General features: G+C 60.3%; 18 protein-coding genes and 2 pseudogenes. 7 read left to right on the top strand and 13 right to left on the bottom strand.

All coding sequences use genetic code 11. From position 1 onward, the window contains the following. Nucleotides 1-151: 151 nt before the first annotated feature. The 7 genes and pseudogenes from KKO72_RS00265 (at nt 152) to phbB (ending at nt 8,898) form a co-directional block, all read left to right on the top strand. Nucleotides 152-2,575: a TonB-dependent siderophore receptor gene (locus KKO72_RS00265; protein ID WP_214934164.1), complete on the top strand. Its 2,424-nt coding sequence runs from the start codon at nt 152-154 to the stop codon at nt 2,573-2,575. A gap of 82 nt (nt 2,576-2,657) precedes the next feature. Continuing rightward, complete coding sequence (locus KKO72_RS00260; RefSeq protein WP_371736787.1) at nt 2,658-2,900, top strand: iron uptake protein; 243 nt, start codon at nt 2,658-2,660, stop codon at nt 2,898-2,900. A gap of 142 nt (nt 2,901-3,042) precedes the next feature. After that, nucleotides 3,043-3,806, top strand: a pseudogene (locus KKO72_RS00255) (transposase). A gap of 116 nt (nt 3,807-3,922) precedes the next feature. After that, nucleotides 3,923-5,056 carry a GGDEF domain-containing protein gene (locus KKO72_RS00250; RefSeq protein WP_214934161.1) on the top strand — a complete coding sequence of 378 codons (1,134 nt, stop codon included), beginning with the start codon at nt 3,923-3,925 and terminating at the stop codon, nt 5,054-5,056. 104 nt (nt 5,057-5,160) lie between these two features. Then, the gene (phaC, locus tag KKO72_RS00245; protein WP_214934159.1) at nt 5,161-6,885 is read left to right on the top strand and encodes a class I poly(R)-hydroxyalkanoic acid synthase; all 1,725 of its coding nucleotides are present in this window, start codon (nt 5,161-5,163) and stop codon (nt 6,883-6,885) included. A 48-nt stretch (nt 6,886-6,933) separates the two neighbouring features. Beyond that, nucleotides 6,934-8,112 carry an acetyl-CoA C-acetyltransferase gene (locus KKO72_RS00240; protein ID WP_214934157.1) on the top strand — a complete coding sequence of 393 codons (1,179 nt, stop codon included), beginning with the start codon at nt 6,934-6,936 and terminating at the stop codon, nt 8,110-8,112. Nucleotides 8,113-8,160: 48 nt separating this feature from the next. Next, nucleotides 8,161-8,898: an acetoacetyl-CoA reductase gene (gene phbB, locus KKO72_RS00235; protein WP_214934155.1), complete on the top strand. Its 738-nt coding sequence runs from the start codon at nt 8,161-8,163 to the stop codon at nt 8,896-8,898. 104 nt (nt 8,899-9,002) lie between these two features. Here the strand turns inward: phbB and rfbC are convergent, their stop codons facing one another. The 13 genes and pseudogenes from rfbC to KKO72_RS00175 all read right to left on the bottom strand — a co-directional run bounded on the left by rfbC (nt 9,003) and on the right by KKO72_RS00175 (nt 22,939). Then, nucleotides 9,003-9,554, bottom strand: coding sequence for a dTDP-4-dehydrorhamnose 3,5-epimerase (rfbC, locus tag KKO72_RS00230; protein WP_214934153.1), 552 nt, complete (start codon nt 9,552-9,554; stop codon nt 9,003-9,005). A gap of 66 nt (nt 9,555-9,620) precedes the next feature. After that, complete coding sequence (gene rfbA / locus KKO72_RS00225) at nt 9,621-10,526, bottom strand: glucose-1-phosphate thymidylyltransferase RfbA (protein ID WP_214934151.1); 906 nt, start codon at nt 10,524-10,526, stop codon at nt 9,621-9,623. A gap of 19 nt (nt 10,527-10,545) precedes the next feature. After that, a complete protein-coding gene (gene rfbD / locus KKO72_RS00220; protein ID WP_214934149.1) occupies nt 10,546-11,469 on the bottom strand; it encodes a dTDP-4-dehydrorhamnose reductase in 924 nt (307 codons plus the stop codon). Between the two features lie 15 nt (nt 11,470-11,484). Continuing rightward, complete coding sequence (gene rfbB, locus KKO72_RS00215) at nt 11,485-12,540, bottom strand: dTDP-glucose 4,6-dehydratase (protein WP_214934146.1); 1,056 nt, start codon at nt 12,538-12,540, stop codon at nt 11,485-11,487. A gap of 30 nt (nt 12,541-12,570) precedes the next feature. Further along, the gene (locus tag KKO72_RS00210) at nt 12,571-14,532 is read right to left on the bottom strand and encodes an ABC-F family ATP-binding cassette domain-containing protein (RefSeq protein WP_214934141.1); all 1,962 of its coding nucleotides are present in this window, start codon (nt 14,530-14,532) and stop codon (nt 12,571-12,573) included. After that, entirely contained in the window at nt 14,529-15,080 is a 552-nt protein-coding gene (locus KKO72_RS20825; RefSeq protein ID WP_251140378.1) for an N-acetyltransferase, read from the bottom strand. Before KKO72_RS20825 ends, KKO72_RS00210 begins: the two co-directional genes overlap by 4 nt. After that, nucleotides 15,060-15,965: pseudogene (gene prmB, locus KKO72_RS20820) on the bottom strand (50S ribosomal protein L3 N(5)-glutamine methyltransferase); the annotation flags it as partial. The pseudogene prmB and the gene KKO72_RS20825, both read right to left, overlap by 21 nt. Nucleotides 15,966-15,971: 6 nt before the next feature. Continuing rightward, entirely contained in the window at nt 15,972-17,135 is a 1,164-nt protein-coding gene (gene dapE, locus KKO72_RS00200) for a succinyl-diaminopimelate desuccinylase (RefSeq protein WP_214934136.1), read from the bottom strand. A 13-nt stretch (nt 17,136-17,148) separates the two neighbouring features. Further along, nucleotides 17,149-18,324 (bottom strand): PilT/PilU family type 4a pilus ATPase, encoded by a 1,176-nt coding sequence (locus tag KKO72_RS00195; protein ID WP_251140355.1) that lies wholly within the window; start codon nt 18,322-18,324, stop codon nt 17,149-17,151. A 52-nt stretch (nt 18,325-18,376) separates the two neighbouring features. Then, a complete protein-coding gene (gene dapD, locus KKO72_RS00190; RefSeq protein ID WP_214934133.1) occupies nt 18,377-19,201 on the bottom strand; it encodes a 2,3,4,5-tetrahydropyridine-2,6-dicarboxylate N-succinyltransferase in 825 nt (274 codons plus the stop codon). A gap of 35 nt (nt 19,202-19,236) precedes the next feature. Continuing rightward, nucleotides 19,237-20,460, bottom strand: a complete 1,224-nt coding sequence (gene dapC / locus KKO72_RS00185; protein ID WP_214934130.1) for a succinyldiaminopimelate transaminase — start codon at nt 20,458-20,460, stop codon at nt 19,237-19,239. A 76-nt stretch (nt 20,461-20,536) separates the two neighbouring features. After that, on the bottom strand, nt 20,537-21,373 hold the full coding sequence (gene murI, locus KKO72_RS00180) for a glutamate racemase (protein WP_251140354.1): 837 nt from the start codon (nt 21,371-21,373) through the stop codon (nt 20,537-20,539). A gap of 12 nt (nt 21,374-21,385) precedes the next feature. Continuing rightward, nucleotides 21,386-22,939, bottom strand: coding sequence for a fumarate hydratase (locus KKO72_RS00175; RefSeq protein WP_214934127.1), 1,554 nt, complete (start codon nt 22,937-22,939; stop codon nt 21,386-21,388). Nucleotides 22,940-23,001 lie beyond the last annotated feature (62 nt).

Here is a 23,001-nt window from a genome sequence, read left to right as displayed (position 1 = left end):
GCCAAGCACCCGTCTTGGCATCAGCGAGCGGGTTTGATTCCCCGCCACATTTGTACATTCGAAAAAAACTTCAGAACCCATCCGGCAATTGCAGGTGTGCTGCGTCTACACAAATAAGAATCATTCTTAATGTTGTTTTTCTGGAGTACTCATGAGTCGTTTTTTTCCTCGTCCTGCCCCGCTGGCTCTGGCCGTTTGCTTCGCCCTTGGTTGTAGCTCCTTGTGGGCCCAGACCCACTCGGATGCATTGCAAGATACCAGCCCGCGCCAGATCAGCATCACAGCCCAGCCGCTGGGTGAGGCTCTGAATGCCTGGGCACGGCAGACCGGCACGCAATTGGCGGTACCTCAGGTGTTGGTGGCAGGCAAGGCTGCACCGGCAGTGTCCGGTCGCCTCACGCCCCGGCAGGCCTTGGATCGCCTGCTGGTCGGCAGTGGTCTGGTGGCGCATGTGGACGGCAATGCCGTGACGATCAAGGCACGGCCCGATGCGAGCAGCGAGACCACCCTGGTACCCGTGGTCGTGACGGCCAGCGCTGATCACAGCGGAACCAGCGAAGGTTCGGGCTCTTACAAGGCGTCGTACACCAACACAGCCACTAAACTCGCGCTCTCGCCACGCGAAACCCCGCAGACGGTGACCGTGGTCACGCGCCAGCAAATGGACGATTTCTCGATGACGTCGGTGGACGATGCGCTGAAAGCCACCAGCGGAGTCTTGGTTGCTGACCGCGGCAACAATGGCAGCCTCTACTACAGCCGTGGTTTCGAGTTGCAGTCGCAATATGACGGCATTCCAAATCCTACAGGCATAAGTGACTGGAACGACAACCCCCAGATTGACAATGCTTTTCTTGATCGGGTGGAAGTGCTTCAGGGGGCTTCGGGTTTGTTGAGTGGCGCCGGTAACCCCGGCGGCACGATCAACCTGGTCCGTAAACGGCCCACCGAATCCTTCCAAGGGCAGGCCGAAGTGCAGTTGGGTTCATGGGATCAGCGCCGGGTTGTTGGGGATGTGTCGGGACCGCTGGTGGAGTCGGGCCGTATTCGGGGGCGACTGGTGGCTGTGGCTGAAGACAGCGACTCGTTTGTGGACTATGTTTACAAAGATCGGCGCGGCGCGTATGGCATTGTCGAAGTCGACTTGACGGAAACAACCACGCTCAGCGGCAGTGTTCAGTACCAGAAGCAGACGGGCCGGAATCATTTTGGCGTGCCATTTGCTGCAGATGGCAGTGACGCCAGCCTGGATCGATCTTCCTTCTTTGGTGATGCCAATAACCAGACGACCAAGGAATACACGCTTTACACCGTGGAACTGGCACAAAAACTCGCGGCGGGTTGGCAGTTTAAGGCCGCCTACAGCCATGGCCGGACCGATGGCGATATCCAGAACTACAGTTACATCTCGGGCGACCTCGATACAACAACAGGGGAAGGCATGACCCTGGAGCGGGAGAAGAGCTTTCAACGACAAATTACGACCCATGCCATGGATGTTTACGCCTCTGGCCCCGTGGATTTCTGGGGGCGCCAGCACGAACTTGCCTTTGGTTTTAACGGATCCAGTAAACGCTTTAGCTATCAAGGGTCGGGCAACGCCGCCTCCACCTCGATCAACGTTTACACGTTTGATCCTGCGGCACTCGGCGAGGTTGCCGACGGCACCGGCTATGCCGGTGGATCAAAAATCACGCAAACGGGCGTCTATGGGGTGGGGCGCTTCAGCTTGGCCGACCCACTGAAATTGATTGTCGGTGCCCGTGTCAGCAATTACGAGGACAAAGACTTGACGACCGGCATTGCCAGCCAAAAGGAGAGTGGCGTCCTGACACCCTACGCCGGGCTGATTTACGACCTCAACAAGCAATACTCGGCCTACGTCAGTTATTCGGACATTTTTACGCCACAAAGCAGCAAGAGCGCCGATGGCAACGCACTCAAACCGGTGCTTGGTTCCAATTACGAAGTGGGCATCAAGGGGGAATTACTCGACAAGCGTCTGAACGTCGCTGCGGCGGTCTTTCGGCTGGAACAGACCAATCTTGCCAAGCTTGATGAGTCTGTGGCTTACAGCGCATCAAACGTGTGCGGCGGCTATTGCTACACCGCGTCGGACAAGGTGCTCAGCCAGGGCCTGGATTTGAGCGCGAATGGTGAAATTCAGCTGGGCTGGAACATCAGTGCAGGCTACACCTACGTGAGCAGCAAATACGCCTCGGGCAGCAACCAGGGGCAGTCTTACATGACCCACCTTCCCCAGCACAGTGTGCGCTTTGCGTCCAATTACAAACTTCCAGGAACCGCTTGGACGCTTGGCGGCAATGTGAGTGTGTACAGCAAAACCTACCTTGAAGGAACAAGCGAAGTTTCCGGCAATCCTTACACAATTCGCCAAAGCGGGTTTTCACTGATTGGTTTGAACGCCAAATACCAGATCGACCCCAAGACGGAACTGACCTTCGCAGTCAGCAACCTGTTTGATCGAACCTATCGTGCCTACCTCGAAAGCAGAGACTATTCCACCTTTGGTGAACCACGGAAGTTGTCGCTCAACCTGAAACACCATTTTTGATGGATGTGATGCTCATTGCATAAACGCAGTGAATTCAGTCGCTTCACGGGTGACACCCCGGCTGTCGATTCTGGAACGTGTCGTGGCCGCCATCGTCGGCGGCTACGCCTTTGGTTGGGGTCTGATCGGCCTGGCTCTGGTCTGCCTTGGTGCGTTCGGCATGCCGTTCGATGAAGCTGAACATCTGCGCAACATCCTCGCAGTGCTCCTTTATCTCGCGACATTCCTGTGGGCCTTCGCGGCCCGCAGCCTGGTGCGGCTGTCGGCTGTTCGGCTTGACGGTGCTGCACTCATGGCAGGCCTTGCTTCGCTGTTGCAGGCCTGAGGGTCAGCAGGGTTTTGCGTAAACGAACCATCCAACGCAGGCGCGAGCCTGCATGTCCGCAAACACAATGACAACCAAAAAACACGACGTTCCCGAAGAACTGCCGGCCAGCCCGTTGGCCGATTACAAAACGCCTTAAGAACTGATAGGCGAGAACGGCCTGCTCAAGCAGCTGACAAAGCGGCTGGTGGAGAAGGCCCGCAAGGGTGAGTTCGGTGAGTTGCCCATCGAAGTACCCCGTGACCGCAAGGGCAGCTTTGAGCCCCAACTCATCCCCAAGCACCAGACCCACTGGGCAGGCTTTGACGACAAGATCATGTCCCTGTACGCCCGTGGTGTGACGGTGCGCGAGATCCGGAGCCACTTGGAGGAGATGTACGGCACCGAGGTTTCGGCCAGCCTGATCTCATTCGTGACCGACGCCGTGGCCGACGAAGTCAAGGCGGTGTATCTAGCCATCGGCATCACCATGGCCGGTGAGTCTGCACTATGTGTCTTGGACGCGCTGGAAGGAGATGGCTAGCGACCTGCGCGGCATCTATACGGCGGCCACGGCCGAGCGGGCAGAGCTGATGCTCGGTGAATTCGAGGATCGCTGGGATGCCCAGTATCTGCCCATTGGCCAGTCCTGGCGCCGGAACTGGAGTCGCCTGAAGCCGTTCTTTGACTACACGCCGGAGATCAGGAGGGTGATTTACACAACTAATGCCATCGAGTCGGTGAGCATGAGTCATGCGTAAGCTGACCAAGAACCGGGGTTCCTTCCCAAGTGATGATGCGTTAACCAAACTGTTTTATCTGGCCCTGCGCAACATCAGTCAGAAATGGACGATGCCTATCAGGGATTGGAAGGCTGCCCTGACGCGATTTACTATTCAGTTTGGAGATCGCATCTCCGTCAACTGATGTCCGCCCCGTTTACACAAAAATTCGGACACCGCTCGTAGCGGCTCACAATATGAAAACCCCGGCTTTGCAGGGGGATGGTTACTAAACCACAGCCTGTGCAGGCTGTAAGACACATGAATCTTCATCTGGATTTGCCCACCGTTATCCTGGTCTACAACACCTCCCTGGTGGCAGGGGCCTTGAGCATCGTCCACATCCGCCGTCATTCCTGCAGGCCCCAGGGCTTGGCGTATCTGGCGGCTGCGTACCTTTTGCTGGCCCTGGGGTCGGCGGTGGCCTGGAGCGGTGAAAACGCCGTGTTGCCCGCATGGATATGGACCCATGGCAGTCTGCTGTTGGGCGTGGGCGGCTACATCTGCTTCTGGGTGGGGGTACGCCAGTTTAGTGGTCGCTGGCGTGTGCGCTGGCGTGTCATGTGGATGCTGCTGGCGGCTGTTCTGATGGTGGGCGTTGTCACCGGTTTCCCCTTGCAGAACCTCACCCGGGCGGGGGTATTCCATGGGGCAGCGGCGCTGGTGCTGGCGGTGTGTACCTTTGACACCTTGCGCGACCGCCGTCATGAACCCCTGCCATCACGCACGCTGCTGGCCGCTTTGCTGGCATTGAGTGGCGGCATCTATGCTCTGCGGTTGGTGTACATCGTGACAGGTACCGCCGGATCGGACGGATTTGCCTGGGCTTTTTATGTGCAGATGTTCTGTCACTTTGGCATCGCGCTGGCTGTGGCCACCCTGTCCAACGAGCGCGCAGAAGTCCGATTGGAGTTGGCGGCATTGACCGACCCCTTGACCGGCACGGGAAACCGGCGTTGGCTGGCGCAACGCCTGCCGCTTGTGTTGCCTGCCCACAGCGCCATTGCTCAGCTGGATATCGACCGTTTCAAACAGATCAATGATCACCACGGCCATGCTGCGGGTGACCAGGTGTTGGTCGCCTTTGCCCGGTGTCTGCAGGAAGAGTTGCGCAGCTCGGACTTGCTGGCACGTGTGGGCGGGGAGGAGTTCGTGATCTACCTTCCTGTTGTGGCAGAAGCCGAGGCCTTGGCCATTGCCCGGCGCTTGTGTGAGAAGGTGGCTGCTTTGCGCATCGAGCACGACGGTCTGCCGATCCCGGTGACCGTCAGCATCGGCCTGGCCTGGGTGCACGGTGCGGACCTCGCTGCCAAGGCCTGGCTCCAGAAAGCGGACGCTGCCTTGTACAGCGCCAAGCGTGCGGGGCGCAACCGGGTGGTCGTGGCCGCAGCCTAACCCTGCTTGGGGTGTGGGTCTTTTGAGCTGTTTGTCAGCTTGCCGAATGCCTTCTTCCAGCATACTAGGGTTTTGTCATCAACCTGGCTGAGAAAGGGTAACCCATGAAAGAAGAGACACAGCAACAATGGTTGCAAACGGCGCAGCAGTTCCAGCAATCCATGGTTGACACCTGGGGCAAGGCCTTTGAGTCGTTCAAGAACATGGACCTGGGCCAGGCCGGTGCCAAGCTGATGGCGCCCACAACCAAGCCGCCAACCGTCTCTTTCTCGCCAGACAAGCTGCAGGAGTTGCAGCAACAGTTTCTCAAGGATGCGACCGAGCTCTGGAGCAACAGCTTCAAAGGCGAGCATGTGCTCAAAGACCGGCGTTTTGCCGATCCGGCCTGGGCCGCCAACCCGATGGCGGCTTTTACCGCTGCGGCGTATCTGCTCAATGCCAAGACACTGGCTGCCATGGCCGAAGCGGTGGACACCGATGACAAAACCCGTGCCCGCATCCGCTTCACGGTAGAGCAACTTACCGCCGCAGCCGCCCCTAGCAACTTCATGGCGCTCAACGCCGAAGCGCAGAAAAAGGCGCTGGAAACCAATGGCGAGAGCATCAGCAAAGGCCTGCAAAACCTGCTGCACGACATGCAGCAAGGCCACATCTCGATGACTGACGAGAGCCTGTTCCATGTGGGCAAAAACGTTGCTACCACCGAAGGTGCGGTGGTGTTTGAGAACGAGCTGTTCCAGCTGATCGAATACAAACCTCTGACCGACAAGGTCTACGAGAAACCCTTCCTGCTGGTGCCGCCTTGTATCAACAAGTTCTACATCCTGGACCTGCAGCCGGAGAACTCGGTGGTGCGATATGCGGTAGCGCAGGGTCACCGCACCTTCCTGGTTAGCTGGCGTAACCCCGACGCCTCCCTGGCCAAAGCCACCTGGGACGACTACATTGAGAACGCGGTCATCAAGGCCATCACGGTGACGCAGGAGGTGTCTGGCGCCAAAACCATCAACGCGCTGGGCTTTTGTGTGGGCGGCACCATGCTGGGCACGGCATTGGCGGTGCTGGCCGCGCGTGGTGAAAAGCCGGTGGCCAGTGCCACCTTCCTGACCTCGATGCTGGATTTTTCCGACACCGGTGTGCTGGACCTGTTCATTGACGAGGCGTTTGTCAAATACCGCGAACTGGAAATGGGCAAGGGCGGCTTGATGAAGGGTGGTGATTTGGCCACCACCTTCAGCTTTTTGCGACCCAACGATCTGGTCTGGAACTATGTGGTGGGCAACTACCTCAAGGGTGAAACACCGCCACCGTTTGATCTGCTGTACTGGAACAGCGACAGCACCAACCTGCCAGGCCCGTTTTACGCCTGGTACCTGCGCAACACCTATTTGGAAAACAAACTCACCAAGCCGGGGCAGGCCACGGTGTGTGGGCAAAAGGTGGATCTGGGCAAGGTCGATATGCCGGTGTACATCTACGGCTCGCGCGAGGACCACATCGTGCCGATCAACGGTGCCTACGCCACCACGCAATACCTGCCGGGTAAAAAGCGTTTTGTCATGGGGGCTTCGGGCCACATTGCCGGGGTGATCAACCCACCGGCCAAAAACAAGCGTTGTTACTGGGTGCGTGATGACGACAAGTTGCCCAAGACCCACGACGAGTGGATGCAAGGCGCGGTGGAACACCCTGGCAGCTGGTGGACCGACTGGTCGACCTGGTTGGCAGCCCAGGCGGGTAAACAAATCGCCGCACCCAAGACCTACGGCAAGGGCAAACACAAGGTGATTGAGCCCGCGCCCGGTCGGTATGTGCTGGCCAAGGCCTGACCCCACTTTTTGGACGTTCTTTTTTCTAACTACAACTCTGGAAGCAGCATGGAAGACATCGTTATCGTTTCGGCAGCGCGTACCGCAGTGGGCAAGTTTGGTGGTTCTCTGGCCAAGGTGGCCGCGCCCGAGTTGGGCAGCATCGTGATCCGTGAGGTCTTGGCACGTGCCAAGCTTTCGCCCGATCAGGTGGGGGAGGTCATCATGGGCCAGGTGCTGGCGGCTGGCCAGGGGCAAAACCCGGCGCGCCAGGCCACGTTGAAGGCGGGCCTGAGCCAAGAAACTCCGGCGCTGACGATCAATGCGGTGTGTGGCTCGGGGCTCAAGGCGGTCATGCTGGCAGCACAAGCCGTGGCCTGGGGTGACAGCGACATCGTGATCGCCGGTGGCCAGGAAAACATGAGCGCCAGCCCGCACGTGCTGCAAGGCAGCCGCGACGGCCAGCGCATGGGTGATTGGAAGATGATCGACTCGATGATTGTGGACGGCCTGTGGGACGTCTACAACAACTACCACATGGGCATCACCGCCGAAAACGTGGCCAAGGCCTGCGGTATCACCCGTGACATGCAAGACGTGCTGGCCCTTGGCAGCCAGCTCAAGGCCGCCGCCGCGCAGGATGCGGGTCGGTTCAAGGATGAAATCGTTAGCGTGAGCATTCCTCAGCGAAAGGGGGATCCGCTGGTGTTCAACACCGATGAGTTCCTGAACCGCAAGACCAACGCTGAGGCGCTGGCGGGCCTGCGCCCGGCGTTTGACAAGACCGGGACGGTGACCGCTGGCAATGCATCTGGCATCAATGATGGTGCCGCTGCTGTGCTGGTCATGACGGCCAAAAAGGCGGCGGCTCTGGGCCTGACACCCCTGGCACGGATTGCCGCGTTTGGCACCAGCGGGCTGGATCCGGCGCAGATGGGCCTGGGCCCGGTGCCTGCGTCGCGCAAGGCACTGGCGCGCGCTGGCTGGAAGGTGCAGGATGTGGATCTGTTTGAGCTCAATGAAGCCTTTGCCGCCCAGGCCTGTGCGGTGAACCAGCAGCTCGAAGTGGACCCGGCCAAGGTCAACGTGAACGGGGGTGCGATTGCCATCGGCCACCCGATTGGTGCGTCTGGTTGTCGTATCTTGGTAACACTGTTACACGAAATGCAGCGCCGAAATGCCAAAAAAGGCCTGGCTGCCCTGTGTATTGGTGGTGGCATGGGGGTTTCCCTCGCCTTGGAGCGTTGATTCCCCGTCTATCATTGCGACTCAATGATGGACAAAGAGGAGCAATCGATGAGTCAAAAAGTAGCGTACGTCACGGGTGGCATGGGTGGTATCGGTACCGCCATCTGCCAGCGGCTGAGCAGAGAGGGGTTCAAGGTCATTGCTGGCTGCGGCCCGACACGCGACTACGCCAAGTGGCTGGCCGAACAGGCGGCGGCCGGTTTCACTTTTTACGCCTCGGCTGGCAATGTGGGTGACTGGGACTCCACCGTGGCCGCGTTCAGCAAGGCCAAGGCCGAGCACGGCAGCATTGATGTGCTGATCAACAACGCGGGCATCACGCGTGACCGCATGTTCCTGAAGATGACCCGCGAAGACTGGGACGCGGTGATCGAAACCAACCTCAACTCGATGTTCAACGTCACCAAACAGGTGGTCGGTGACATGGTGGAAAAAGGCTGGGGCCGTATCATCAATATCAGCAGTGTGAACGGTGTCAAGGGGCAGGCCGGGCAGACCAACTACTCGGCAGCCAAGGCCGGCATGCACGGCTTTTCGATGGCGCTGGCGCAGGAACTGGCCAACAAAGGTGTCACGGTCAACACGGTGAGCCCAGGCTACATCGGCACCGACATGGTTAAAGCCATCCGACAGGAAGTGCTTGAGAAAATTGTGGCCACGGTGCCGGTCAAACGCCTGGGTGAACCCTCTGAGATCGCCTCCATCATTGCCTGGCTGGCGTCGGATGAGGGTGGTTACGCGACTGGCGCCGAGTTTTCGGTCAATGGTGGGCTGCACATGGGCTGATGGCGACGGGTATGTCACCAGACACAAAAAGGCCCGCTTTGTGCGGGCTTTTTTATTGGATCCAAACTGTGCAGAAAGATCGGTTGATAACAGGTTTGCGGGTTTTATAAAAAGACTTCAGCGGTATCCAGAGTGGCAGCCGCCTTGTCCTTGGCCGCCAGCAAGGGTTCGCTCTGAATCGGCCAGGTGATGCCCACGCTCGGGTCATTCCACAACAGACTGCGCTCAAACTCGGGGTACCAGTAATCGGTGGTCTTGTACAGGAACTCTGCACTCTCACTGGTCACCACAAACCCATGCGCAAAACCCGGTGGTACCCAGAGCTGGCGCTTGTTCTCAGCCGACAACACCACACCAGCCCATTTCCCAAAGGTGGGTGAGCTTTTGCGCAAGTCCACCGCCACATCAAACACCTCACCCTGTGTCACCCGCACCAGCTTGCCCTGCGGGTGCTGGATCTGGTAGTGCAGACCCCGCAGCACCCCTTGGGCTGACTTGCTGTGGTTGTCCTGCACAAAGGCCACATCCAGCCCGGTGCACTGGGCAAAGTCCCGCGCGTTGAAACTCTCAAAGAAAAAACCTCTGGCGTCCCCAAAGACTTTGGGCTCCAGGATCAGCACATCGGGCAATTGGGTGGGGATGACGGTATAAGGCATAAATAAGGCTCCAGCCGTTGTTTGATCAGGGCTTGCAGCTATGAATTTAATTAGTTGCTTAGATGATCAGTTGATGAGGCCCAGCAGATACTGCCCATACCCATTCTTGGCCAGCGGTGTCGCCAGCTTCTGGATCTGCGCTGCATCAATCCACTTCTGCGCAAAGGCAATCTCTTCCGGGCAGGCCACTTGCAGGCCCTGGCGCTTTTGCAGGGTGGCGATGAAGCTGGCCGCTTCCAGCAGGCTGTCATGGGTGCCGGTATCGAGCCAGGCGTAACCGCGGCCCATGATCTCGACGTTGAGCTGGTTCTGTTCCAGATAACGTTTGTTCACATCGGTGATCTCCAGCTCACCTCGGTGCGAGGGCTGGATGCTGGCCGCAATGTCACATACCTGGTTGTCATAGAAGTACAGGCCGGTCACCGCATAGTTGCTCTTGGGGGCCTTGGGCTTTTCTTCGATGCTGATGGCGCGCATCTGCTCGTCAAAGGCCACCACACCATAACGCTCGGGGTCATGCACATGGTAGGCAAAGACGCTGGCCCCCACCGGGTTGGCATTGGCATGGGTCAGCTGTTTGACCAGGTCGTGGCCGTAGAAGATGTTGTCACCCAGCACCAGGGCACTCGGGTTTTTGCCGACAAACTCGCGCCCGATGATGAAGGCCTGGGCCAGACCGTCAGGGCTGGGTTGCACTGCGTAGCTGATGGCCATGCCCCATTGGCTGCCGTCGCCCAGCAACTCGGCAAAACGTGGGGTGTCCTGTGGGGTGGAGATGATCAGCACCTCACGGATGCCCGAGAGCATCAGGGTGCTCAGGGGGTAATAGATCATCGGCTTGTCATACACCGGCATCAGCTGTTTGCTGACCGCCTGGGTCACCGGATAAAGCCGGGTGCCGGAGCCACCGGCCAAGATGATGCCTTTGCGGCTAAGGGCCGGGCTGCTGGTCGGACTGCTTGTATTGCTCATCTGTCTGCTCCCTGGAGGTTTAAAGAATCTCTGCCAGCAAACGGTTGACCCCGGTTTGCCATGGCGGCAGGGTCAGACCAAAGCTGGCTTGCAGCTTGGCCGTATTCAAGCGAGAGTTAAACGGGCGTTTGGCTGGTGTCGGGAAGGCGCTGGTGGGCACCGGATCGACCTGCTGTGCTTTGATCTGGAGAGCGGGTTGCACAAGCTGGGCCTGGGCCAGAACGTGTTTGGCGTAGTCAAACCAGCTGGTTTGCCCGCTGGCGACCAGGTGGTAGATGCCTGCCAGGGTGTCTGCGTTGGCGCTGCTTGGTGCGGTGTAGCTTTTTCCTTGGGTGAGCTGGCGAATGGCATGTGCTGTCACATCGGCCAGCAGATCCGCCCCGGTGGGGGCACCGATCTGGTCGTTGATGACGGTGAGTTTGTCTCGCTCCTGCGCCAGGCGCAGCATGGTTTTGGCAAAGTTGCCACCGCGGGCCGCATAAACCCAGCTGGTTCTGAAGATCAGGTGGCGCGGGTTGGCGGCGGTTATCAGCTGTTCACCTTCGAGCTTGGTGGCGCCGTACACGCTCAAAGGGCTGGGGGTGTCGGTCTCGACCCAGGGGGTCTCACCACTGCCGTCAAAGACGTAGTCGGTGCTGTAGTGGATCAGCCAGGCGCCGAGTTTGGCCGCTTCTGTGGCCAGCACTTGCGGTGCCAGGGCATTGAGGGTGCGAGCCAGTTCCGGTTCACTCTCGGCTTTGTCAACCGCGGTGTGGGCGGCGGCGTTGACGATGATGTCCGGGTGCACACTGCGCACCGTGTCGGCCAGACCAGTCAGGTTGCTGAAGTCACCGCAGTAGTCGCTGCTGTTCTGGTCCAGCGCAATGAGTTCACCCAAGGTGCTTAGGCTGCGTTGTAATTCCCAGCCGACTTGGCCGCTTTTGCCCAGGAGAAGGATTTTCATGAGGGGGAGCTTCTGTCAGGCGTATTGTTTTTGCACCCAGTCGCGGTAAGCACCACTTTGCACGTGTGTCACCCACTCCGGGTTGTCCAGGTACCACAACACGGTTTTGCGGATACCGGTCTCAAACGTTTCAGCCGGTTTCCAGCCCAGTTCAGATTCGAGCTTGCGTGCATCGATGGCGTAACGGCGGTCATGGCCGGGGCGGTCGGTCACATAGGTGATCTGATTTTTGTAGGCTTGGCCGTCGGCGCGCGGGCGTAATTCATCAAGCAGAGCGCAGACGGTGTGCACGATGTCCAGGTTGGCCTTTTCGTTCCAGCCGCCAACGTTGTAGGTTTCACCCAGGCGGCCCGCTTCCAAGACACGGCGGATCGCGCTGCAGTGGTCTTTGACATATAACCAGTCGCGGATCTGCTGGCCGTCACCGTACACCGGTAGCGGTTTGCCTGCCAAAGAGTTGACGATCAGCAGCGGGATGAGTTTCTCGGGGAAGTGGTAGGGGCCGTAGTTGTTGGAACAGTTGGTGGTGAGCACCGGCAGGCCGTAGGTGTGGTGCCAGGCGCGCACCAGGTGGTCGCTGGCAGCCTTGCTGGCGGAATATGGGCTGTTGGGCTCGATGTGGCTGGACTCGGTAAAGGCCGGATCATCTTTGGCCAAGGAGCCATAAACTTCGTCGGTGGACACATGCAGGAAGCGGAAGGCTGCCTTTTGCTCGGCAGGCAAGCCAGACCAGTAGCCGCGCACGGCTTCGAGCAGGTTGAAGGTGCCAACGATGTTGGTCTGGATGAAGTCGCCGGGGCCGTGGATGCTGCGGTCCACATGGCTCTCAGCCGCAAAGTTGATGACCGCGCGCGGCTGGTGCTGGGCCAGCAACTGGGTTACCAGGGCCCGGTCACCGATGTCGCCTTGCACCAGGGTGTGGCGGGCGTCACCTTGCAGGCTGTGCAGGTTTTCCACATTGCCAGCGTAGGTGAGTTTGTCGAGGGTGAGGACGGGCTCGTTGCTGTGGGCCAGCCAATCGAGGACGAAGTTGGCGCCGATAAAACCAGCGCCGCCAGTGACCAAAATCATGTTGTTTTCCCCGTGAAAGCGAGCCCGGACTCAGGATGTGGCTGATTCTATTTGCTGCGATACCTCCAGCCACTGTTCTTCCAGGCCCTGCAGCTCTTCGTTCACAGCTTTCAGGCGTTTACCCAGGTTGGCAAAGTCGGACGGTGGCGGTGACTGGCTCAAGTGGCCTTCCAACGCCGCGCCTTCGGTATTGAGCACCGCCATGCGCGCCTCAATGTCCTGCAACTTGCGCTTCAGTGAGCCGGTGGGTGCGGGTTTGGATTTGGCTTTGGTCGCCGCCGCAGCAGCTTCGGCCTGGGCTTTGCGCTCGGCCTTGGCGGCGGCGCTGCTGGCTTCCTTGATGGCTTCACGCTGGCGTTTGGCTTCATCGAGCAGGTATTTCTGGTAGTCGTCCAGGTCACCGTCAAACGGTTCCACACCGCCGCGTGACACCATCCAGAACTCGTCACAGACTGAGCGCAGCAGCGCCCGGTCATGGCTGACCAGCATCAGCGTGCCCTCAAACTCGTTGAGCGCCATCGCCAGCGCCTCGCGGGTGGCGAGGTCCAGGTGGTTGGTGGGCTCGTCCATCAGCAGCAGGTTGGGCCGCTGCCAGACCATCATGCACAGCACCAGCCGGGCTTTTTCGCCGCCGCTCATGCTGCCCACGGCCTGTTTGACCATGTCGCCGCTGAAGTTGAAGGTGCCCAGGAAACTGCGCAAGTCCTGCTCACGTGTTTGTTGACCGGCGATCTTGCCAGCCGCCGTCATGTCTTTGACCAGGCGGATCATGTGCTCCAGCGGCGTGTCGGTGGGGCGCAACACATCCAACTCCTGCTGGGCAAAGTAGCCGATGTTCAGGCCCTTGCCCTCGGTGATCTCACCACCGATGGCTTGTAAATCACGCGCGATGGTTTTCACCAGGGTCGATTTGCCCTGGCCGTTGGCGCCCAGGATGCCAATGCGCTGGCCTGCCAGCACCGACTTGCTGACGTTATGGACGATCACGGTGGGGGGCGTGCCTTCAGGCGCGTCGTCCGGTGCGGGGTAACCAAAACTCACACCGGTCATCGACAACATCGGGTTGGGCAGGTTCGCCGGTTCCTTGAACTCGAAGGTGAAGTCGGCCTCGGACAACAGCGGCGCAATCTTTTCCATGCGGTCCAGCGCCTTGACCCGGCTTTGCGCCTGTTTGGCCTTGCTGGCCTTGGCCTTGAAGCGGTCAATGAACTTCTTGAGGTGGGCGATTTTGTCCTGCTGTTTGGCAAACGCCGCTTGTTGTAACTCCATCTTTTCGGCGCGCATGTCCTCAAACTTGCTGTAGTTGCCGCCGTAACGCACCAGTTTGCCCGCGTCGATGTGCAGGGTGACGTTTGTGACCGCATCCAGGAATTCGCGGTCATGGCTGATGACAATCATCGTGCCCTGGTAACGCTGCAACCAGGCCTCCAACCAGACCAAGGCATCCAAGTCCAAGTGGTTGGTCGGTTCGTCCAGCAGCAGCAGGTCGCTCGGGCACATCAGCGCACGGGCGAGTTGCAGGCGCATGCGCCAGCCGCCTGAGAAGCTGTTGACCGGGTTGGTGAGTTCGGTAGTTTTGAAACCCAGGCCCAGGATCAGCGCCTGCGCGCGTGCCGGTGCGTCATGGGCGCCAGCATCCTGCAAGGCCATGTAGGCGTGGGCCATGCGGTCGTAGTCTTCGGTGGCTTCAGACGCGGTGACTTCCTGTTGCGCCGCCAGCAGGGCGGTGTCGCCGTCGACCACAAAGTCGGTGGCGGATTGCTCCGTTTCAGGCATGTCCTGGGCCACCTGGCCCATGCGCCACTGGGTCGGGATGTAGTACTCACCCACATCTTCGTGCAGGCTGCCGTTGAACAAGGCAAACAGCGAGGATTTGCCCGCGCCGTTTCGCCCGACCAGGCCCACTTTTTCGCCGGGGTTCAGGGTGACGGAGGCGCCTTCGAGCAGGACTTTGGCGCTGCGGCGCAGGGTGACATTTTTGAGGGTGATCATGTAGGGAGCTTGGGTGTGGCCGGGCTGAGCGGCACGCCCAGAAAAACCAGTTGTGCGTAGGGATGGACTTTGAACGGGGCAATGGGCTCAAAGCCCAGTTGTTGGTACAGCGCCAGGGCCTGGGTGTTCTCAGGCCAGGTGCTGATGGCTGCGGTGTGGTAGCCCAGGTCTTGCGCTTGCGCCATCAATTGTTGCGTGAGGGTGCGGGCTAGGCCCTGGCGGCGAAAAGCCTCGCGCACATAAATGCGTTTGACCTCGGCCACGCCGGTGTGTTGGGTGCTGGTGAGGGCGCCACAACCAGCCAGTGTGTCACCGGCGTAGGCCAGCAAGGCGGCACCGTGGGGCGGGCCATAACGCTCAGGCAAGGCCTCCAGATCTTTCCAGATGCTGCTGTTGGCGGCGTCGGCCAGATCCTTGTCCGCGTACTCCTTCAGCAGTTGGCCAAACAGCGCGTAGTCTTCCGCAGTGGTGACGCTGCGCAAAGTAAAGAGCTGGGAGGTGGTCTGCTTGGCCTGCGCTTGGTAGTCCAACAGGGCTTCGCGTGTCATCAGCAGCACCTGGTCTTCGCCCGCGCTGGTCTCCATCCAGATCACTTCCAGCTCGGGAAAAGCAGCCTCGAAGTGGGGGCGTTCATGGCCAATCTCGAGCACCAAAACGGCTTCGGGTGACATCTGTGCAGGCGCATCCGACAACAGCTGGCGGATGAAGTCCATGCCATCGCTGCCGCCCGCCGTGTTGCCATCCAGCGCCAGCGCCGGTTCGGCCTTGAACTCAGGCGGTAACTCTGCCATGCTTTGGGCGTTCACGTAAGGCGGGTTGCACAGGATCAGGTCGTAGTGGCTGCCGGTTTTGGGAATGCCGTCGCCCTGACGCAGCGCAATCCGATCATGCAGGCCGTGGCGATCGATGTTGATACGAGCCACATCGAGCGCATCCTGGCTGATGTCGGAGGCCTGTACTTTGACATCCGGGTAGACCATGGCGGCGATCACCGCCAGGCTGCCGTTGCCGGTGCACAAATCGAGCACGCGGTGGGTCTCGGCGCTGAGCCAGTAGTCCAGGTTGCCCTCCATCAGCACTTCGGCAATCAGTGAACGTGGCACGATGACGCGCTCATCCACATAAAAAGCCACACCCTGCAACCAGGCCTCTTTGGTCAGGTAGGCGGCGGGTTGGCGGGTGTCGATGCGTGCTTCAATTAATGTAGCTATCAGCCCTTTCTCTTCGGGGGTTAAAGCGAATTTTGATGATTCATCGTCGGGGTCGAGCGAGGTGTCCAGCGGCAGGCCCAGGCGCCACAACACCAGCCAGGCGGCCTCGTCAAAGGCATTGGTCGTGCCATGACCAAAAGCGACACCGGCCTGGATCAGCTGTTGTTCTGCCTGCTGGACGCATTGCAGCAGGGTCAGGGAGGAGGAGGGAGACGAGGGCATGGGCAATCAGGTACTCAGGTTATCCAGCACGCGGCGGTAGATGTTTTTTAAAGGCTCAATGTCGGCCAGGGCAATGTGTTCGTTGAGTTTGTGGATGCTGGCATTGGGTGGGCCCAACTCAATCACCTGCGGGCAGATGCTGGCGATGAAGCGCCCGTCGCTGGTGCCACCGCTGGTGGAAAGTTCGGGTGTCAGGCCGGTCTCGGCCTGGACGGCGGCCACCACCGCGTCGACCAGGGTGCCGGGTGGGGTCAAAAACGGCAGACCACTCAGGGTCCAGACCAGGTCAACGTCCAGCCCATGCCGGGTCAGCACGTCTTGCAGCCGTGTTTGCAAGGATTCTGGTGTTGATTCGGTGCTGAAACGGAAGTTGAAATCCACCACCACCGTGCCCGGAATCACATTGCCCGCGCCGGTGCCGCCATGGATGTTGCTGACCTGCCAGGTGGTGGGTGGAAAGAAGGCATTGCCCGCGTCCCACTCGGTGGCCACCAGCTCGGCCAACGCGGGCGCCAGTTGGTGGATCGGGTTGTTGGCCAGATGCGGGTAGGCGATGTGGCCTTGCACCCCTTTGACGGTGAGCCTGCCACTGAGTGAGCCACGCCGACCGTTCTTGATCATGTCGCCGGTGCGTTGCACCGAGGTCGGTTCACCCACAATGCAGTAGTCCAGCCGCTCGCCGCGTTCACGCAGCAGGTTCACCACGCGCACCGTGCCGTCAAGCGCCGGGCCTTCCTCGTCGCTGGTGAGCAAAAAGCCAATCGCCAGCGGGGTGTCCGGGTGGGCGTGGAGGAACTCTTCGGTGGCCACCACAAAGGCCGCGAGCGAGGTCTTCATGTCGGCCGCGCCACGCCCATAGAGCTTGCCGTCGCGCACGCTGGGCGTGAAGGGTGGGCTGTGCCAACTGGTCAGCGGGCCGCTGGGCACCACATCGGTGTGGCCTGCAAAAACTATCAACTTGCTAGCTGTACCCCCTTGTTTTATAAGGGCTGAGGGCCGTTTCGCCCATAAATTGGTGACGCTCTGGTCTTTGGGGCCGCAATGCAGGGTTTCCAGCACAAAACCCAGGGCGGCCAGGCGCTGGCCGATCAGGGGCAGGCAACCCGCGTCAAGAGGTGTTTCAGAAGGGCAGGCAATCAGTTGCTGGGCCAGGTCGAGTGTGGCGGTCATGGGCGCGGGCTGGCTACTGGCTCATGTCCAGGGTGATTTCGGTGAAGGTGGCCCGGTCGTCCGGGTCGGGCTCATTGGCCTTGGCCAATGAGTTGGCCTGGCTGGTGAAGTCGTTCTGCAGGCGCCACATCAGGTTGGTGGGGGAGTCGGAATTGGCCAGGCCTTCCTTGCGCTCGACGATGCCGGCCATGATGAGGCGGGCAATGTCTTGCTCAAAGGTCTGGCTGCCTTCGGCCAGGGACTTTTCCATGGCCTCGACGATGCCCGAGAAGTTGCCTTTTTCGATCATTTCACTCACCAGTCGGGTGTTGAGCATGATCTCCACCGCCGGTGTGCGGGTGCTGGCCACGGTTTGCAGCAGCCGCTGCGAGACGATGGCCCGCAGCGAGGCGGCCAGATCTCCCAGCATGGTGGGCCGCACTTCCACCGGGAAGAAGCTCAAGATCCGGTTGAGCGCCTGGTAGCTGTTGTTGGCGTGCAAGGTGGCCAGGCACAGGTGGCCGGTCTGGGCGTAGGTGATGGCCGCCGTCATGGTGTCTTGGTCGCGGATTTCGCCGATCATGATCACGTCAGGTGCCTGGCGCAGCGCGTTTTTCAGCGCTATCTGCAAGGACTCGGTGTCGGTGCCGATCTCGCGCTGATTCACCACCGAGCGTTTGTTCTTGAACAAAAACTCAATCGGGTCTTCAATGGTCAGGATGTGCCCCGACAAATTGGCGTTGCGGTGGTCGATCATCGAGGCCAGCGTGGTGCTTTTGCCCGAGCCGGTGGCTCCCACCATCAGGATCAAGCCGCGTTTTTGCAGCATCAGATCGGCCAGCACCGCCGGCAGCGACAGTGTCGACATCGGTGGCACCTCGTTGACGATAAAACGGATCACCACCGCAAACGAGCCACGCTGGCGCAAGGCGCTGACACGAAAGCGCCCGACCCCCGTCATCGACCAGCCCACATTGAGCTCGTTGTTGGCTTTGAGCTCCTGGATCTGCTGCTCAGGAAGAATCTCGCACAGCAGGCTCAGCGGCGCATCGGGCGGCAGCAGCTGGCTGTTGATCGGCACACACACACCGTTGATGCGGATCAGCGCCGGTGAGTGCGCCGACAGGTAGATGTCCGAGGCACGCTTCTCGGACATCAGCCGCAACAAACGGCGCATGGTGCCCTCGTTGGGGCTGTCGGTGCTGGCCATGTGGGTGTGCCTTTGGGTGGGTGGAGGAGGGCGCGCGCTGCAGGGTGGGGGATCAGTCGCGCAGCAGGTCGTTCAGGCTGGTCTTGGCCCGGGTTTGGGCATCAACACGCTTGACGATGATGGCCGCGTACAGGCTGTACTTGCCGCCGTCCTTGGGCAGGTTGCCGGAGATCACGACCGAGCCGGCCGGAATACGGCCATAAGTCACGGTGCCGGTGGCACGGTCATAAATCGGGGTGCTTTGGCCGATGTAGACACCCATGGAGATCACCGAGTTTTCTTCGACGATGACACCTTCGACGATTTCGGAGCGGGCGCCGATGAAGCAGTTGTCTTCGATGATGGTTGGGTTGGCTTGCATGGGTTCCAGCACACCGCCAATACCGACGCCACCGCTCAAATGCACGTTTTTGCCGATCTGGGCGCAAGAGCCCACCGCAGCCCAGGTGTCAACCATGGTGCCTTCGTCCACATAGGCTCCGATGTTCACAAACGAGGGCATCAGGATCACACCCTTGGCCAGGTAGCTGCCACGGCGCGCCACGGCGGGGGGCACCACGCGCACGCCGGTGGCCTTGATGCCGGCTTCGTCCAGGTCCGAGAACTTGGTTTGCACCTTGTCGTAAAAGCTCAGGTCACCGGCTTTCATCAACTCGTTGTCACGCAGACGGAAGCTCAGCAGCACCGCCTTTTTGATCCACTGGTGGGTGGTCCACTGGCCCACACCGTCACGGCTGGCCACACGCAGCTGGCCGTTGTTGAGCTGGTTGATGACGTGTTCGACGGCATCGGTCACTTCTTTGGGGGCACTGGCAGCAGACAGGTTGGCTCGGTCTTCCCAGGCGGCGTCCAAAAGGGTTTGCAATTGTTGTGTCATGGTAGGTGTGGTGAGTCAGAGGAAAAAAGGGTGGGTCAAGCGGCAGACCGCTGTTTGACAAAGTCCCGGATACGGTGAGCGGCTTGCACACATTCGGCGCTGTCGGCGACCAGTGCCATGCGGATACGACCAGCGCCGGGGTTGCTGCCCTGCGCTTCGCGCGCCAGGAACGAACCCGGCAACACGGTCACATTGTAATTTGCGTACAGGTCGCGGGTGAAAGCCAACTCATCGCCAGCCACCTTGGCCCACAGGTAAAAGCCGGCATCGGGCAGAGCGACATCCATCACCTCGGCCAGCAGCGGCGTCACCTCGGCAAACTTGGCTCTGTACAGCGTGCGGTTGGCCACCACATGGGTTTCATCCGCCCAGGCGGCGATGCTGGCCGTTTGCACCACCGGGCTCATGGCGCAGCCGTGGTAGGTGCGGTAGAGCAAAAAGGCGCTGATGATGGCCGCGTCACCTGCGACAAAACCGCTGCGCAGGCCCGGCACATTGCTGCGTTTGGACAGGCTGGTCAGTGAAATCAGGTTCTTGAAATCGCTGCGGCCCAATTGCGCGGCGGCTTGCAGCCCACCCAGCGGTGGCTCGTCGCGGAAGTAAATCTCGCTGTAACACTCGTCGCTGGCAATCACAAAACCAAAACGCTCGCTCAGGTCCAACAGCTTCTGCCACTCAGACAAGGGCATCACCGCACCGGTCGGGTTGCCGGGCGAGCAGACAAACAGCAGCTGGGTGCGCGCCCATACGGCTTCGGGCACGCTGTCCCAATCGGGCGCAAAGTTGCGCGCTGGGTCACTCGCCACGTAGTACGGCTCGGCGCCTGCCAGCAGCGCTGCCCCTTCGTAGATTTGGTAAAACGGATTGGGGCAGACCACGATGGGCTTCACACCACTGACCGCGCTGTCACCCGGGTTGATGATGGTTTGGGTCAGTGAAAACAGCGCCTCGCGCGAGCCGTTGACGGGTAATGTTTGGGTGAACGGGTTGACGCTCAGGCCATAACGTTTTTGGATCCAGTCGGCAAAGGCCTGGCGCAGCGCGGGTTCACCGGCTGTGGCCGGGTAAGCGGCCAGACCGCTGGGGGTGCGGTTGATCGCCTCACACAGCGACTGCTGGATAAAGGGGGGCGTGGCGTGTTTGGGTTCACCAATGCCCAGGCTGATCGGTGTGTAAGCGGGGTTGGGCGTGACACCGGCAAACAGCTGGCGCAGGCGCTCGAAAGGGTAGGGTTGGAGCAGGGGCAACAGTGGGTTCATGGCCGGGGATTATCCCGGAAGGCGCTGGGCCGTGTGACCCCGCTGGCCCCGCTCTCAGCGGGGATTTGCTCAGCCGTTATCCCGGCAAGGCTTGCACCGGTGCTTGCAGCTCCAACCAGCGCTCTGCGGCCTGGGCCAACAGGGCCGGGTCGCCGGTGCTAAGTAGCCTGATCTGGCCGCTGTGTTGGCCACTGGCCGGGTCGGGCAACACGCGGCGGGTCTGGCGCGCCACCGGTGCACCGTTGTCGATCAATTGCACACCCGCAGGCAACACCTCACGCAGTGTGGCACTGGCAAAGGGGTAATGGGTGCAGCCCAGCACCAAGGTGTCTACCTCGCCCTCTTTGAAGCCAAATTGGCCGATAGCCCTTGTGTAGATTGAGCACAGAGCTACTATTTTTGAAGTGTCCGCATGTTCAATCGCATCCGCCAGGCCGTCGCAGGGCTGGCAGACAAACTCGGCTTGCCCCTCCAGCCTGGCCAGCAGGGCCTTGAACTTGGCGCTGGCCAGCGTGCCACGGGTCGCCATCACGCCGATGCGTTTGGTGCGGCTGCTGGCCACTGCGGGCTTCAGGGCGGGCTCAACACCCACGATGGGCAGGCCGGGCAGCTCCTGGCGCAGCAGGTGGATCGCCGCCGCAGTGGCGGTGTTGCAGGCAATCACCAAGGCCTGGATGGGCGCTTGTTCGGTGTGCAGCAGATGGTGGGTGATACGGCGTGCGCGCTCGACCACAAAGGCCTCGTCACGCTCGCCGTAGGGCGCAAAACCGCTGTCGGCCAGGTAGACAAAGTCTTCGTGTGGCAACTCGGTCCGCAAGGCACGTAGCACACTCAAACCACCCACACCGCTGTCAAAGACGCCGATGGGGCGCCTTGGCAGCGTGTGGTCGCAAGAAGGATCTAACTCAGTCAAACCGAAGTCAACTCACGCTGTGGTGACCGTGATGCCCTTGAACTCACCACTGGCGATGCGCTCTTTCCATTCGGCCGGGCCGGTGTTGTGCACGCTGATACCTGCGGCATCCACTGCCACGGTGACCGGCATGTCGACCACATCGAACTCGTAGATGGCTTCCATGCCCAGGTCGGCAAAACCCAGCACCTTGGCGGTTTTGATGGCTTTGCTGACCAGGTAGGCCGCGCCACCCACGGCCATCAAATAGGCCGACTTGTGTTTCTTGATGGCCTCAATCGCCACCGGGCCGCGTTCGGACTTGCCGATCATCGCGATCAGGCCGGTCTGTGCCAGCATCATCTCGGTGAAACCGTCCATCCGGGTGGCGGTGGTCGGGCCAGCCGGGCCGACCGCTTCGTCACCCACCGGGTCGACCGGGCCAACGTAATAAATCACCCGGTTGGTGAAGTCGACCGGCAGTTTTTCACCCTTGGCCAGCATCTGCTGGATGCGTTTGTGGGCGGCGTCGCGGCCGGTCAACATCTTGCCGTTGAGCAGCAAGGTGTCACCCGGTTTCCAGCTGGCGACTTCTTCCTTGGTCAGGGTGTTGAGATCGACTTTTTTGCTCTTGACGTAATCGGGTGTCCAGGCCACATCGGGCCAGGTGTCGAGCGACGGTGGTGTCAGGTAAACCGGGCCGCTGCCATCCATCACAAAATGGGCATGGCGGGTGGCGGCGCAGTTCGGGATCATCGCAATCGGTTTGCTGGCAGCGTGGGTCGGGTACATCTTGATCTTGACGTCCAACACCGTGGTCAGGCCACCCAGGCCTTGGGCGCCGATGCCCAGCGCGTTGACTTTCTCGAAGAGTTCCAGGCGCAGTTTTTCAACGCTGGAGAGTTCGGCACCGCTGGCTGCCTTGGCCTGTAATTCATACATGTCCAGGTCGTCCATTAGGCTTTCCTTGGCCATCAACACGGCTTTTTCGGCCGTGCCACCAATGCCGATGCCCAGCATGCCCGGTGGGCACCAGCCCGCGCCCATGGTGGGCACGGTTTTCAGCACCCAGTCGACCACGCTGTCGCCGGGGTTGAGCATGTACATCTTGCTTTTGTTCTCCGAGCCGCCACCCTTGGCCGCCACGGTCACTTCGACCGTGTTGCCGGGCACGATCTCGCAGCTGATGACGGCGGGTGTGTTGTCCTTGGTGTTTTTGCGCAAAAACTCGGGGTCGGCCACCACGCTGGCGCGCAAGGTGTTGCCCGGGAAGTTGTAGGCGCGGCGTACCCCTTCGTTGATGGCGTCGTCTAGGCTGCCGGTGAAACCCTCCCAACGCACGTCCATGCCCACCTTGAGGAACACGTTCACGATGCCGGTGTCCTGGCAGATCGGGCGGTGGCCGGTGGCGCTCATCTTGCTGTTGGTCAGGATTTGGGCGATGGCGTCTTTGGCGGCTGCGCTTTGTTCCCGCTCGTAAGCGCGCGCCAGATGGGCAATGTAGTCGGCGGGGTGGTAATAACTGATGAACTGGAGGGCGGCGGCAACGGATTCAATCAGGTCGGCTTGGCGTATGGCTGTGCTCATGGTGATTTGCCTCAAGGGTTTAGCGGGTTTGGGTGTCTTCGATAACATCACAGTTTAACCAA

Source organism: Rhodoferax sp. U11-2br, from assembly GCF_018619435.1.
GTDB lineage: Bacteria > Pseudomonadota > Gammaproteobacteria > Burkholderiales > Burkholderiaceae_C > Rhodoferax.
This window is presented reverse-complemented; position numbering and strand designations above follow the sequence as displayed.